The following is a 13230-nucleotide window of genomic DNA, read 5'->3' on the forward strand; positions in this document are numbered from 1 at the left end:
CAGCCAAGGCAAGAACCCCCGCGAGATCCGACGCTGCCTCAAGCGCTACATCGCCCGAGACCTCTACCGAACCCTCGAAGCCGGCGACACCCAAACACCCCTTGACCAGACATAGGAGCGTCCACCTGACGTGCGTGGTCTCGAGACAGGACTCCGTCCTTCCTCGACCACCGTCGGTCGGGACCACGACCGCTCGTCGCGCCCGACCGACCGCTCGTCGCACGACGATCCCCGCCCGGCGCAGGGGGGCGACGCAGCCCTGCCGCGTGACGCAGGCCACTCCCTAGCGTGACCGGCGTCACGTCCCCGCGCAGGAAGGCGCCCGCACCATGGCCCAAGCACCGTCCCACGAGCAGGCGAGCCGCCACGACCCCGTCTACGACGAGCTGCACGCCGCCGACGACTTCGCCGAGCTGCGGCGCCGCTACCGCGCGTTCGTCATCCCGGCCACGGCGGTCTTCCTCGCCTGGTTCCTGCTGTACGTCGTGATGTCCAACTGGGCCACGGACTTCATGGGGACCAAGGTCGTCGGCAACATCAACGTCGCCCTGGTCTTCGGGCTGCTGCAGTTCGTGACGACGTTCGCCATCGCCTACGCCTACAGCCGCTACTCCACCGCGCGGCTCGACCCGCTGGCCGAGAAGCTCAACGACCGCTACGAGGCCGGCAAGGGGGCGAAGCGCTGATGGACCACCAGGTGCTCACCACCGTCCTGTTCCTCTCGGTCGTCGCGCTGACGATCTTCGTCACCGTCCGCGCCAGCCGCAGCTCCTCGGGCACGTCGGACTTCTACGCCGGCGGCCGCTCGTTCTCCCCGGTGCAGAACGGCCTCGCCATCGGCGGCGACTACATGTCGGCGGCGTCGTTCCTCGGCATCACCGGCATCATCGCCCTGTCCGGGTACGACGGGTTCCTCTACTCCATCGGCTTCCTGGTGGCCTGGCTCGTCGCCCTGCTCCTGGTGGCCGAGATGCTGCGCAACTCCGGCCGGTTCACCATGGCCGACCAGCTGGCGTTCCGGATGAAGCAGCGCCCCATGCGCATGGCCGCCGCGACGTCCACCGTCGTGGTCTCGATCTTCTACCTGCTGGCCCAGATGGTCGGCGCGGGCACGCTCGTGGCCCTGCTGCTCGGCGTCGACAGCCAGACGGTGAAGAACATCGTCATCCTCGGCGTCGGCGTGCTGATGATCTTCTACGTCACCGTCGGCGGCATGAAGGGCACCACCTGGGTGCAGATCGTCAAGGCCGTCCTGCTGATGACCGGCTCGGCGCTCATCGTCGTGCTCGTGCTCGCCCAGTACGGCTTCAACCTCTCCGAGCTCCTCGGTGCCGCCGCCAGCAACAGCGGCAAGGGCGACGCGTTCCTCGAGCCCGGCCTCAAGTACGGCGCCGACCTGACCAGCAAGCTCGACTTCGTGTCCCTGGGGCTGGCGCTCGTGCTCGGCACGGCCGGCCTGCCGCACATCCTCATCCGCTTCTACACCGTCCCGACGGCGCGCGACGCCCGCAAGTCGGTGCTGTGGGCGATCGGGATCATCGGCGTGTTCTACCTCTTCACCCTGGTCCTCGGCTTCGGTGCCGCCGCGCTGCTCGACACCAGCACGCTCGACCCGGCCGGCAACCTGGCCGCCCCGCGCCTGGCGGAGGAGGTCGGTGGCGGAGCCGGCTCGACCGGCGGCGCGATCCTGCTCGCCCTCATCGCGGCGGTGGCCTTCGCGACCATCCTCGCCGTCGTCGCCGGCCTGACCCTCACCTCGTCGGCCTCGGTCGCGCACGACGTCTACAACAACGTCATCAAGAAGGGCAAGGCCACCGAGGCCGAGGAGATCAAGGTGACCCGGATCGCCGCCGGCGCCATCGGCCTCGTCGCCATCCTGCTCGCCATCCCGGCCCAGAGCCTCAACATCGCCTTCCTCGTGGCGCTCGCCTTCGCGGTCGCGGCGTCGGCCAACCTGCCCAACATCGTGCTCAACATGTTCTGGCGCCGGTTCAACACCCGGGGCGCGCTGTGGAGCATCTACGGCGGCCTGGTCTCCGCCGTGGGCCTGGTGGTCTTCTCACCGGTCATGTCGGGGGCGGAGACGTCGCTGGTCACCGGCGCCGACTTCGCGTGGTTCCCGCTGAGCAACCCGGGCATCGTCTCGATCCCGCTCGGCTTCCTCCTCGGCATCATCGGCACCCTCACCACCCGCGAGCCCACGGCCGAGGACCGCTACACCGAGCTCGAGGTCCGCGCCCTCACCGGCGCCGGCTCCGAGAAGGCGATCAGCCACTAGCACCCGACCCGCTGACCCGTCGTGGCTCCACGACGGGTCAGCGCGGTGTGCGCGACCAGCGAGGACCATCGCCCAGACAACCCGCCCTGGCTACTGTGACGAGGGCACCCGGAACGACCCGCAGGAGGACACTCGTGAGTGAAGAAACCCTGTCCAACCTCCTCTCCGAGGACCGCCGCTTCGCACCGCCGGAGGACCTGGCCGCCGAGGCCAACCTGAAGGAGGAGGCGTACGCGCGGGCCGCGACCGACCGGGAGGGGTTCTGGGCCGAGCAGGCCGAGCGCCTGACCTGGGAGACGCGCTGGGACCGGGTGCTGGACTGGGACGACCCGCCGTTCGCGAAGTGGTTCGTCGGGGGCCGCCTGAACGCGGCGTACAACTGCGTCGACCGGCACGTCGAGGCCGGGCGCGGCGACAAGGTCGCGCTGCACTTCGTGGGCGAGCCGGTCGACGACGAGCGCGACATCACCTACGCCGAGCTGAAGGACCTGGTCAGCCAGGCCGCCAACACCCTCACCGACCTGGGCGTCGCCACGGGCGACCGCGTCGCGATCTACATGCCGATGATCCCCGAGGCCATCGTGGCCATGCTGGCCTGCGCCCGCATCGGGGCGCCCCACACCGTGGTCTTCGGCGGGTTCTCCTCCGACGCGCTGGCCTCGCGGCTCGAGGACTGCCAGGCCAAGGTCGTCGTCACCAGCGACGGTGGCTACCGCCGCGGCGCGCCCTCGGCGCTCAAGCCGGCCGTCGACGAAGCCCGCACCAAGGCCGCCGACCTCGGCCACACGGTCGAGAAGGTCCTCGTCGTGCGCCGCACGGGCCAGGAGGTGGCCTGGGACGACGCCGTCGACGTGTGGTGGCACGACACCGTCGACCAGGCCTCGACCGAGCACACCCCGGAGGCGTTCGACGCCGAGCACCCGCTCTACGTCATGTACACCTCGGGCACCACGGGCAAGCCCAAGGGCATCCTGCACACGACCGGCGGCTACCTCACCGGTGCGGCCTACACGCACTGGGCGGTCTTCGACCTCAAGGCCGAGACCGACGTCTACTGGTGCACCGCCGACATCGGCTGGGTCACCGGCCACTCCTACATCGTCTACGGCCCGCTGGCCAACGGCGTCACGCAAGTGCTCTACGAGGGCACGCCCGACAGCCCCGAGCGCGGCCGCTGGTGGAGGATCATCGAGGACAAGAAGGTCTCGATCTTCTACACCGCCCCCACCGCGATCCGGTCGTTCATGAAGCAGGGCCGCGAGGTGCCCGACCAGCACGACATGTCGTCGCTGCGGGTGCTCGGATCGGTGGGCGAGCCGATCAACCCCGAGGCCTACGTCTGGTACCGCCAGGTCATCGGCGGCGACCGCACCCCGGTCGTCGACACCTGGTGGCAGACCGAGACCGGCGCGATCATGATCAGCCCGCTGCCCGGCGTGACCCACGGCAAGCCGGGCTCGGCCATGGTGCCGATCCCGGGCGTCGCCGCCGACGTGGTCACCGAGGAGGGCGAGTCGGTGCCCGACGGCTCCGGCGGCTACCTCGTGCTCACCGAGCCGTGGCCCTCGATGCTGCGCACCATCTGGGGCGACGACGAGCGGTTCAAGGAGACCTACTGGTCGAAGTACGCCAAGCAGGGCTGGTACTTCGCCGGCGACGGCGCCAAGCTCGACGACGACGGCGACCTGTGGGTCCTCGGCCGCGTCGACGACGTCATGAACGTCTCCGGCCACCGCCTGTCCACCACCGAGATCGAGTCGGCCCTGGTCTCCCACCCCAAGGTCGCCGAGGCCGCGGTCGTGGGCGCCAAGGACGAGGACACCGGCCAGGCCGTCTGTGCCTTCGTCATCCTCCGCGACGAGGCGGGCGACGGCGGCGCGGACATCGTCGAGGAGCTCCGCAACCACGTCCGCACCCAGATCGGCCCCATCGCCAAGCCCCGGCAGATCATGGTCGTGCCCGAGCTGCCCAAGACCCGCTCCGGCAAGATCATGCGCCGCCTGCTGCGCGACGTGGCCGAGCACCGCGAGGTCGGCGACGTCACCACGCTCGCCGACTCCTCGGTCATGGACCTCATCTCCTCCGGCCTGTCCGGCGGCAAGGGCGACGACTGACCGGAGCCCGACCCCACCCACCTGGTGCCCCAGCCCCCGCTAGGCTGGGGCACCGGTGCGCCGGGAAGTCTGGTCGGCAGTCGTGCCGCCGACCCCGAGGGACCTCCTGTGCCGAAGCACCACCTGCCCCACCGCCCGCGGCTCTTCGCCCGCGGCACGTGGCCCGAGGCCTCCCGCGTCGCCGACATCCTGCGCGCCGAGACCACCGGCGGCGTCCTGCTCGTGGTCGGTGCCGTGGTGGCGCTGGTGTGGGCCAACAGCCCCTGGGCCCCGGCGTACGACGACCTGCGCGGGCTCGTCGTCGGGCCGAGCGACCTGCTCGGGCTGCACCTCGACCTCAGCCTGGCCACCTGGGCGGCCGACGGGCTGCTCGCGATCTTCTTCTTCGTCGCGGGGCTGGAGGTCAAGCGCGAGTTCGTCGCCGGGGACCTGCGCGACCCGCACCGCGCCGCCCTGCCGGTGGCCGCCGCCGTCGGCGGCATGGTCGTGCCCGCCCTGGTGTACGTCGCCTGGAACGCCCTGGACCCCGGCGGTCGGGGTGAGGGGTGGGCCATCCCCACCGCGACCGACATCGCGTTCGCCGTGGCCGTGCTGGCCGTCATCAGCACCCACCTGCCCTCGGGCCTGCGGACCTTCCTGCTGACCCTCGCCGTGGTCGACGACCTGCTGGCGATCACGATCATCGCCCTGTTCTTCACCGCCTCGCTGGAGGTCGGCTACCTGCTCGCCGCGCTGGTGCCGCTGGCCCTGTTCGGCGTCCTCGTGCAGCGCCGGGTGCGCTCGTGGTGGTTGCTGCTGCCACTGGCCGCGGTGACGTGGGCGCTGGTGCACGAGTCGGGCGTGCACGCGACGGTGGCCGGCGTGCTGCTGGCCTTCACGGTCCCGGTGCTGCGCAGCGAGGCCGCCGGCGGGCCCGACGCCGGGCCCGGGCTGGCCGAGCACTTCGAGCACCGGCTGCGGCCCGTGTCAGCCGGCGTCGCCGTCCCGGTGTTCGCGTTCCTGGCCGCCGGGGTCACCGTCGGCGGCCTCGACGGCCTGACCTCGGCGATCACCGACCCCGTCGCCATCGGCATCGTGCTCGGCCTGGTGCTCGGCAAGCCGATCGGCATCGCCGGGTCGACCTGGTTGCTCGCCCGCTTCACCGGCGCCGACCTCGACGACGAGCTGGCCTGGGTCGACGTCGTCGGGATGGCCATGCTCGCCGGCATCGGGTTCACCGTCTCCCTGCTCATCGGCGAGCTGGCCTTCGGGCCCGGGAGCGTGGCCGACGAGCACGTCAAGGTCGGGGTGCTGGTCGGATCCCTGCTGGCCGCCCTGCTGGCCACGGCCGTGCTGCGCTCCCGCAACCGGGTGTACCGACGCCTGTGCGAGATGGAGAGCGTCGACGACGACCGCGACGGGATCCCCGACGTCTACCAGTAGGGTCGGAGCGACGTCCGCCCTCCGGCGGCACCGCCACGACCTGAACGACTCGAGGACCCCATGGCCCAGCACCAGCCCGCGAAGCAGTCCGCCCAGCAGGTGGCCCCCTCCCCCGACGAGCCCACGATCGGGCGGCTGGTCAACGACGCCACGCGCGACATCTCGCTGCTGGTCAAGAAGGAGATCGAGCTCGCCAAGTCCGAGCTCAAGGTCAGCGTCCGGTTCGGCCTCACCGGCGTCGTGTTCTTCGTGCTGGCCGGCTTCCTCGCCCTGCTGGCGATCATCATGCTCTCGGTCGCCTTCGCCTACCTGATCCACTGGAACGGCGACGGCCTCGACCTGCACTGGGCCTTCCTCATCGTCTTCGGCGCCTACCTCCTCCTCGCCGGCCTGCTGGCCTTCCTGGGCATCAAGAAGGTCAAGCGCGCCCGCCCGCCGGAGAAGGCGATCAAGCAGGGCAAGCAGATCCCCTCAGCCCTCAAGGGCAAGAAGTAGGCGCCAGCCACCCGGTGGCCCCTCGACCACCGTCAGGCCGGACCCCACGGTGGTCGAGGAGGTTGCGCCAGCAACCGTCTCGAGACCACACCACCGCAACGACACACCCGAGCAGCTGCGGTCAAGTGGCCTCGAGACAGGCGCCAGCGCGCCTTCCTCGACCACCGTCCGACCCGGACCCCACGGTGGTCGAGGAGGTTGCGCTAGCAACCGTCTCGAGACCACACCACCGCAACGACACACCCGAGCAGCTGCGGTCAAGTGGCCTCGAGACAGGCGCCAGCGCGCCTTCCTCGACCACCGTGTGGCCACCACCGCCGGCGTAGTTCAGCCGGCGCAGGCGCCCGTGTCGACCTGGCGGGAGGCGTCCTCGCCGGCGGCGGCCGCGTCGGCGACCTGCTCCCAGGTGAGCGCGTAGCCCGTGTCGTCGTCGGTGACCGACGCGGCGAAGACGACGCCCGCGACGTGGCCCTGGGTGGTGACGACGGGCCCGCCGGAGTTGCCGGGGCGGACCAGGCCGCGCAGGGAGTAGACCTCGCGGATGACGCTGCCCCGGCCGTAGATGTCGGGTGACTCCAGCGTGCGCTCCTCGCGCACCCGACCGCGCTGGACGTCGTACGGGCCGTCCTCGGGGTAGCCGAGGATCGCGACGCCGTCGCGGCCGTCGGTGACGAAGCGGCGCTCCTCGTCGTTGCTGTCGACGAACGGCAGCGTCGGGCGGCCGAGGTCGTCGAGGTCGAGGACGGCGACGTCGAGGTCGGGGTTGTAGTAGACGACGGTGGCGTCGACGGTCTCGTCGCCGATGAGCACGGTCGGCTCGTCGACGCCGGCGACGACGTGGGCGTTGGTCATCAGCCGGTCGTCGGCGTACAGGAAGCCGCTGCCCTCGACCCCGCGTCCACAGCTGTTGTTGCCGCGGATCTTGAGCACGCTCTGCTCGGCCGCGGCGATGTCGGGGTCGCGCAGCAGGCGCTGGGCGCCGGGGCTGACCTCGCGGATGCGCTCGTCGGCGAACGGCTGCAGGTAGCGCGGGAAGAACGACGTGCCGACGACGTTGTTGAAGGCCTGCAGGACGGTGGGGGCCGAGGTGGGCAGCGCGTTGTTGACCGTGCGCAGGACGGTGCTCGAGCGCACCAGCTCGGTCAGCGGTCCGATGCGGGAGCCGGTGACGGCGACGCCGAGCGCCCAGGCGACGAGCAGCACGGCCAGCGCGCTCAGGGCCGCGCCGCCGACAGCGTCGAGGGCGCGGGCGGGCTGCCAGGTGATGCGGTCGCGCAGCTTGGACCCGGCGAGCTGGAGCAGCGCCTGGCCGAGCGAGGCCCCGACGATGACGATGAACAGGGCGCCCAGGCTGACGGTGAGCGACGGGGCCGCGTCGCCGAGGATGCGCGGCGCGAGCCAGATGCCCAGGAGGCCACCGGCCAGCAGCCCGACGGTGGCGAACACGCCCGTCACGAAGCCCTGCCAGTAGCCCGAGAGGGCGTAGGCCAGCACGAGGAGGAGCAGCAGCCAGTCGAGCAGGTTCATCCGCGGCGCCGTTCCTCGAAGTCGGTGTTGGGCCGCACGTCGGTGTTCTGCGGCGGGCGGCCGCCCAGCATGTAGGCCGGGAGGTCACGCCGGGGCGCGTCCGGCAGGTCCTCGATCCAGCCGAGGTACTCGAACAGCCGCGCCACGATACCGCCGGTGAAGCCCCAGAGGATGACGTCCTTGTCGGGACCGATGAGGAACCCGGGCGAGGACCACCCGCGGGGGCCGGGCACCACGATGCGGTGGGCGGGGTCGCGGAGCTCGGCGAGGGGCACGCGGTAGACCTCGTGGACCTCGTCGGGCGAGCGCACCGAGACCGGGCTCGGCTCGCGCCACCAGGCCAGGACCGGCGTCACCCCGAAGTTGCTGGGGGGCAGCCACAGCTCGGGGAGCTCGCCGAGGACGTCGACGCCGGCGGGATCGAGACCGGTCTCCTCCTCGGCCTCGCGCAGCGCCGCCTGCCGCGGCGTCTCGCCGGGGTCGAGGCTGCCGCCGGGGAACGAGACCTGGCCCGGGTGGGAGCGCATGTGGTGGGCGCGCTCGGTCAGCAGCAGGTCGGGCCCGGCGGGGCCCTCCCCGAAGAGCATGAGCACGGCCGAGCGGCGTACGCCGTCGGCGTCGTCGGGCACCTGGAACCGGGTCAGGTCGTGGACCGAGATCGAGTGCATCGCCGCCTCGACCGGCCGCAGCCACGCGGGCAGGCCGGGGTGGCCGTCGCTCACAGACGGGTCCCGAGGGCCTGACCGACGACCTGGGCGATCTCCTGGGCGGAGTCGAACTCGCGGGCCTCCTTGAAGACCACCCGGCCGTCGGCGTCGACGACGAGCGTCTGCGGGAAGGCCGAGCGAAGCCCGAGGTCGCCGTCGAAGACGGTGCCGCCGGGGTCGGCCAGCTGCGGGTAGGTGGCCCCGACGGTCTCGGCGAACCCGATCGCGGAACCGGGGTAGGTCTCGACGTCGATGCCGATGACCTGCACCTCGTCGCCGTGCTGCTCGTGGAAGGCCTGCAAGGCCGGCATCTCGTCGCGGCAGGGCGCGCAGCCCGACCACCACACGTTGAGCAGCACCGGTCCGGACAGGGTCGACAGGTCGACGTCGGGCCCGCCGCCCAGGCAGGGCAGCACGAGGGCGGGCAGCTCGTTGGTGGCGTCGCCCGGCTCGCAGTCCTCGATGCCGGCGGCCGCCTTCTGCGCCTGCAGCTCGGGGGTGTCGACGTCGACGTCGCTCTGGCCGGGTGCGGGGACGGCATCGGAGCAGCCGGCGAGGGCGAGCACCAGCAGGACGGCCGCGAGCGCGGCCCGCCAGCGGCTCACGCAGGCCCCTGGGTCTTGACGAGCGCGGCCGCGGCCTCGGGGTCGGTGGGGCCCTCGCCGAAGGCCGGGCACCAGCGGGCGACCGGGCAGGCGCCGCAGGCCGGCTTCTTGGCGTGGCAACGGCGGCGGCCGTGCCAGATGAGGTGGTGGCTCAGCATCGTCCAGTCGCGCCGGGGGAACAGCGCCCCGATCGCGTGCTCGACCTTGACCGGGTCGGTCTCCTCGGTCCAGCCGAGCCGGCGCGCGAGCCGGCCGAAGTGGGTGTCGACGGTGATGCCGGGGACGTCGAAGGCGTTGCCGAGCACGACGTTGGCCGTCTTGCGGCCGACACCGGGCAGCTGCACGAGGTCGTCGAGGCGCGGCGGCACCTCGCCGTCGTGGTGCTCGACCAGGGCGGCGCTCAGCTTGAGCAGCGACTCGGTCTTGGCCCGGAAGAACCCCAGGGGTCCGACGATGCCCTCGAGCACCTCGCGGTCGGCCGCGGCCATGGCGCGGGCGTCGGGGTAGGCGGCGAACAACGTCGGGCGGACCGCGTTGACCCGGCGGTCGGTGGTCTGGGCGCTGAGCACGGTGACGACGAGCAGCTCGAAGGCGTTGTCGAAGTCGAGCTCGCACCCGGCGTCGGGGTAGGTCTCGGCCAGCACGCGGTCGACCTTGCGGGCGCGCCGCACGAGGCTCGTGGGCGCGGGCGGCACAGGCGTGACGGGCTTCGGCACCCCGCCAGCGTACGGTCCGGCACCGACAGTCCCGGCACCGCAGGAGGTACGGGTAGGCCGGGCTCGAGGCGGGTACGGCGCGCAGCAGAGCGGGAAACGCCGACCTCGGCTTCCTCTGTGAGGTCGGCCACCCTCTAGGATCGCGACTGCGGGCGCCTGCCCGCGCCCAGGCTCGAGGAGGTTCCCGTGGACACCGAGGTTCTGCGACAGGCCCCGCTGTTCAGCGCTCTCGACGACGAGGCGGCCAGCGCGCTGCGCTCCTCGATGAGCGAGACCCGGCTGCGGCGCGGCGAGGTGCTCTTCCACGAGGGCGACTCCGGCGACAAGCTCTACATCGTGCTCGAGGGCAAGGTGAAGCTCGGCCGCACCTCGGCCGACGGCCGGGAAAATCTGCTGGCCATCCTCGGCCCCGGCTCGATGTTCGGCGAGCTGTCGCTGTTCGACCCGGGCCCGCGCTCGGCCACGGTGACCGCGGTGACCGACGCCGAGTTCGCCTCGCTCTCCCACGAGGACCTGCTGCGCTGGCTCGAGGGCCGACCGGTCGTCGCCCGCGGCTTGCTCTCCCAGCTCGCCGGCCGGCTCCGCAAGGCCAACGACGTCGTCGCCGACCTCGTCTTCTCCGACGTCCCCGGCCGCGTCGCCAAGGCGCTGCTCGACCTCGCCGACCGCTTCGGCCGCACCGCCGACGACGGCGTGCACGTGCACCACGACCTCACCCAGGAGGAGCTCGCCCAGCTGGTCGGCGCCTCCCGCGAGACGGTCAACAAGGCGCTGGCCGACTTCGCCTCCCGCGGCTGGCTGCGCCTCGAGCCCCGCTCGGTCGTCATCATGGACGTCGAGCGGCTCGCCCGCCGCGCGCGGTGACGGCCCCTCTCCCTCCCTGCCCCTCGCTCCCCCGGCGAGGCCGGTGGAGGCCGGTGGGGGCCGGCGGGGGCGTCGCTGGTCGCCCGAGCCACCACCTCGTCTGACGCAACACCCGGGCCACGGCGCAGGTGGGCCGGGCTCAGGACTCCTGGTCGCGCAGGTAGGCGAGCTGGGCCCGCACCGACAGCTCGGCGGCGTCCCACACCGACCGGTCGACGTCGGCGTACACGACCTCGACGACGCGGCGGGGGAGCTCGTCCTCGCTGATGCCCTCGGGGTGGGGCTGGTCGGCGAGCTCGGCCAGCGCCGCACGCACCTGGTCGAGGCGCTGGCGACGGTGGGCGAGGTAGAAGTCGAGGACGGCGCCGGCCTCGCCGAGCACGGGCCCGTGGGCGGGCCAGATGGTCTCGACCGCGCCGTCGGTGACGAGGGAGCGCATCCGCTCGATGGACTCGAAGTAGGCGCCGAGCCGGCCGTCGGGGTGGGCCACGACGGTGGTGCCGCGGCCGAGCACCATGTCACCGGAGAGCAGCACCCGCTCGGCGGGCAGCAGGAACGACACCGAGTCGGCCGTGTGGCCGGGGGTGGTGACGACCTGCAGCCTCAGCCCGTCGACGTCGACGACCTCCTCGTCGGCCAGCGGGTCGGCGCCGACGCAGAAGGCCGGGTCGAGGGCGCGCACGGCGCAGCCCTTGCGCTCGGCCAGGTCTGCCGCGACCTCGGAGTGGTCGTGGTGGTGGTGGGTCAGCAGCACGACCGCCACGTCGCCGGTGAGCTCGTCGACGCGGTCGAGGTGGCCGTCCTCCACCGGGCCCGGGTCGACCACGATCGACCGCGACGACCCGGGCTCGCGCAGCACCCAGGTGTTGGTGCCGTCGAGCGTCATCGGGCCGGGGTTGGGCGCGAGCAGGCAACGTCCCCGCTCGCCGAACTCGCCGCCGGACCAGTCGCCGCTCACGAGCGGCGCTCCGCGACGAGCGGGCGGAGCCGGTCGGGCATCGACAGCGTGAACCCGTCGCCGAGCGGCTCGACGGTCGGGGTGAACATCTCGACCGAGCGGGTGGCGGCCTCGGCCAGCACCGCCTCGGGGGTGACGAAGGAGGCCACCTCCATGGAGGTCAGGTAGGTCGGCGGCATCATCGCCAGCTCGCCGCGGTCGGCCCGGTCGGCGGCCTCGCCCGTGGCCAGCCACAGCACCGAGGAGGACTCCGAGGACACGTCGCGGGTGCGCTGGCCCTCGGGCAGGGTGGCCACGAAGAACCACGTGCGGTAGCGCTTGGGCTCGAAGACCGGCGTCAGCCAGGCGTCCCAGACGCCGAGCAGGTCGGTGCGGAGCACCAGGCCACGGCGTACGAGGAAGTCGGAGAGCGACAGGGTGCGCGACTCGAGGGCGACCCGGTCGGCCTCCCAGTCCTCCGCCGTGGTGTCGGCGACGACCTCGTGCTCCGAGGGCCCGGCGAGCAGGACGCCGGACTCCTCGAACGTCTCGCGCACGGCCGCGCAGACCAGGGCCCGCGCGGTCTCCTCGTCGCAGCCGAGACGTGCCGCCCACGCGGACGGCGCGGGGCCGGCCCAGGCGACCTCGGTGTCGAAGTCGCGCGGGTCGACGCCGCCGCCGGGGAAGACGGCCATGCCGGCGGCGAAGTCCATCGAGAGCTGGCGGCGCAGGTAGTAGGCCTCGGGGCCGTCCGACCCGCCCGTCCCGTCGGGGCCGGGCCGGACCAGGACGACGGTGGCGGCGTCGCGGGGCGAGACGGGCTCGCGGGTGCCGTTGGCGTACGCCGCGGCGACGGCGACGAGGTCGTCGGAGAGCAGGACGGGCGGGAGGGGGATCTGCATGGCGGGGTCGGCGGCCGGGTCAGGCCAGCGCGGCGCGGACGACGAGCTCGACCTCGACGGGCGAGTCGAGCGGCAGCACCGGGACGCCGACGGCCGAGCGGGCGTGGACACCCGCGTCGCCGAAGATCTCACCCAGCAGCTCAGAGGCGCCGTTGGCCACGGCGGGCTGGCCGCTGAAGTCGGGCGTCGAGGCCACGAAGACCACGACCTTGACCACCTGCTCCACGAGCGCGAGGTCGCCGAGCACGGCCTTGACGGCCGCGATCGCGTTGAGGGCGCACTGCTGGGCGCAGGCGTAGGCCTCCTCGGCGCTCACCTCGCCCCCGACCTTGCCGGTGGCGAGCAGCTCGCCCTTGCGCATCGGCAGCTGGCCGGAGGTGAAGACGTGCTCCCCGGACCGGACCGCCGGCACGTAGGCCGCGACGGGCGCCGCGACCTCGGGGACCGCCAGGCCCAGCGAGGCCATGCGCTCCTCCGGCGTCGCGCCCTCGGCCGTCGGCTCGGACATCAGGACGCCTTCGGTCGCTTGAGGAAGGCGACGAGCCCGCCCTGGGCGTTGGTGTGGATCGCGACCAGCTCCCACCCGTCCTGGCCGAAGTTGTTGAGCATCAGCGCCTCGTTGTGGAGCGGGATCGGCGCCACCTGGTACTCCCACGTCGTCAT

General features: G+C 72.5%; 14 protein-coding genes. 6 read left to right on the forward strand and 8 right to left on the reverse strand.

Features of this window, described 5'->3' with window-relative positions; genetic code table 11:
- Window positions 1-329: 329 nt before the first annotated feature.
- From FJQ57_RS08205 to FJQ57_RS08225, 5 genes are all read left to right on the forward strand, one after another.
- Window positions 330-686 (forward strand): DUF485 domain-containing protein, encoded by a 357-nt coding sequence (locus FJQ57_RS08205; protein WP_139979195.1) that lies wholly within the window; start codon window positions 330-332, stop codon window positions 684-686.
- The gene (locus tag FJQ57_RS08210) at window positions 686-2278 is read left to right on the forward strand and encodes a solute symporter family protein (RefSeq protein WP_139979197.1); all 1593 of its coding nucleotides are present in this window, start codon (window positions 686-688) and stop codon (window positions 2276-2278) included. Before FJQ57_RS08205 ends, FJQ57_RS08210 begins: the two co-directional genes overlap by 1 nt.
- 134 nt (window positions 2279-2412) lie before the next feature.
- Window positions 2413-4392: an acetate--CoA ligase gene (gene acs, locus FJQ57_RS08215; protein WP_139979199.1), complete on the forward strand. Its 1980-nt coding sequence runs from the start codon at window positions 2413-2415 to the stop codon at window positions 4390-4392.
- Window positions 4393-4500: 108 nt separating this feature from the next.
- Window positions 4501-5814, forward strand: a complete 1314-nt coding sequence (nhaA, locus tag FJQ57_RS08220; RefSeq protein ID WP_246081688.1) for a Na+/H+ antiporter NhaA — start codon at window positions 4501-4503, stop codon at window positions 5812-5814.
- Window positions 5815-5874: 60 nt separating this feature from the next.
- Complete coding sequence (locus FJQ57_RS08225) at window positions 5875-6309, forward strand: phage holin family protein (protein WP_139979201.1); 435 nt, start codon at window positions 5875-5877, stop codon at window positions 6307-6309.
- A gap of 327 nt (window positions 6310-6636) precedes the next feature.
- Here the strand turns inward: FJQ57_RS08225 and FJQ57_RS08230 are convergent, their stop codons facing one another.
- Genes FJQ57_RS08230 through nth form a run of 4 tightly spaced genes read right to left on the reverse strand, consistent with a single transcriptional unit; the run spans window position 6637 to window position 9864 of the window.
- Entirely contained in the window at window positions 6637-7836 is a 1200-nt protein-coding gene (locus tag FJQ57_RS08230) for a MarP family serine protease (protein WP_139979203.1), read from the reverse strand.
- Entirely contained in the window at window positions 7833-8558 is a 726-nt protein-coding gene (locus tag FJQ57_RS08235) for an NUDIX hydrolase (RefSeq protein WP_246081689.1), read from the reverse strand. Before FJQ57_RS08235 ends, FJQ57_RS08230 begins: the two co-directional genes overlap by 4 nt.
- Window positions 8555-9148: a TlpA family protein disulfide reductase gene (locus FJQ57_RS08240; RefSeq protein WP_170219336.1), complete on the reverse strand. Its 594-nt coding sequence runs from the start codon at window positions 9146-9148 to the stop codon at window positions 8555-8557. The genes FJQ57_RS08235 and FJQ57_RS08240 overlap by 4 nt, the downstream gene beginning before the upstream one ends.
- The gene (gene nth / locus FJQ57_RS08245; protein WP_139979207.1) at window positions 9145-9864 is read right to left on the reverse strand and encodes an endonuclease III; all 720 of its coding nucleotides are present in this window, start codon (window positions 9862-9864) and stop codon (window positions 9145-9147) included. Before nth ends, FJQ57_RS08240 begins: the two co-directional genes overlap by 4 nt.
- 186 nt (window positions 9865-10050) lie before the next feature.
- Here nth and FJQ57_RS08250 point away from each other — a divergent pair, with 186 nt between their 5' ends.
- Window positions 10051-10728 (forward strand): Crp/Fnr family transcriptional regulator, encoded by a 678-nt coding sequence (locus FJQ57_RS08250; protein ID WP_139979209.1) that lies wholly within the window; start codon window positions 10051-10053, stop codon window positions 10726-10728.
- Window positions 10729-10867: 139 nt separating this feature from the next.
- Here FJQ57_RS08250 and FJQ57_RS08255 read toward each other — a convergent pair whose 3' ends face one another.
- From FJQ57_RS08255 to sp36, 4 genes are read right to left on the reverse strand one after another with little or no spacing between them, the layout of a single operon-like run.
- Window positions 10868-11686: an MBL fold metallo-hydrolase gene (locus FJQ57_RS08255; RefSeq protein WP_246081690.1), complete on the reverse strand. Its 819-nt coding sequence runs from the start codon at window positions 11684-11686 to the stop codon at window positions 10868-10870.
- Window positions 11683-12567, reverse strand: coding sequence for an NUDIX hydrolase (locus tag FJQ57_RS08260; RefSeq protein ID WP_139979211.1), 885 nt, complete (start codon window positions 12565-12567; stop codon window positions 11683-11685). The genes FJQ57_RS08255 and FJQ57_RS08260 overlap by 4 nt, the downstream gene beginning before the upstream one ends.
- A gap of 19 nt (window positions 12568-12586) precedes the next feature.
- Entirely contained in the window at window positions 12587-13075 is a 489-nt protein-coding gene (locus FJQ57_RS08265) for a RidA family protein (protein ID WP_139979213.1), read from the reverse strand.
- Window positions 13075-13230, reverse strand: a complete 156-nt coding sequence (gene sp36 / locus FJQ57_RS22360) for a Sp36 family protein (protein WP_170219337.1) — start codon at window positions 13228-13230, stop codon at window positions 13075-13077. Before sp36 ends, FJQ57_RS08265 begins: the two co-directional genes overlap by 1 nt.

The organism is Nocardioides litoris (assembly GCF_006346315.1).
GTDB lineage: Bacteria > Actinomycetota > Actinomycetes > Propionibacteriales > Nocardioidaceae > Nocardioides > Nocardioides litoris.

Excerpts from the sequence above, each read along its gene's own strand:
- FJQ57_RS08225 (WP_139979201.1), top strand. The coding sequence starts at position 5,875 with ATGGCCCAGCACCAGCCCGCGAAGCAGTCCGCCCAGCAGGTGGCCCCC.
- FJQ57_RS08230 (WP_139979203.1), bottom strand. The coding sequence starts at position 7,836 with ATGAACCTGCTCGACTGGCTGCTGCTCCTCCTCGTGCTGGCCTACGCC.
- FJQ57_RS08210 (WP_139979197.1), top strand. The coding sequence starts at position 686 with ATGGACCACCAGGTGCTCACCACCGTCCTGTTCCTCTCGGTCGTCGCG.
- FJQ57_RS08265 (WP_139979213.1), bottom strand. The coding sequence starts at position 13,075 with ATGTCCGAGCCGACGGCCGAGGGCGCGACGCCGGAGGAGCGCATGGCC.
- FJQ57_RS08260 (WP_139979211.1), bottom strand. The coding sequence starts at position 12,567 with ATGCAGATCCCCCTCCCGCCCGTCCTGCTCTCCGACGACCTCGTCGCC.
- sp36 (WP_170219337.1), bottom strand. The coding sequence starts at position 13,230 with ATGACGACGTGGGAGTACCAGGTGGCGCCGATCCCGCTCCACAACGAG.
- FJQ57_RS08205 (WP_139979195.1), top strand. The coding sequence starts at position 330 with ATGGCCCAAGCACCGTCCCACGAGCAGGCGAGCCGCCACGACCCCGTC.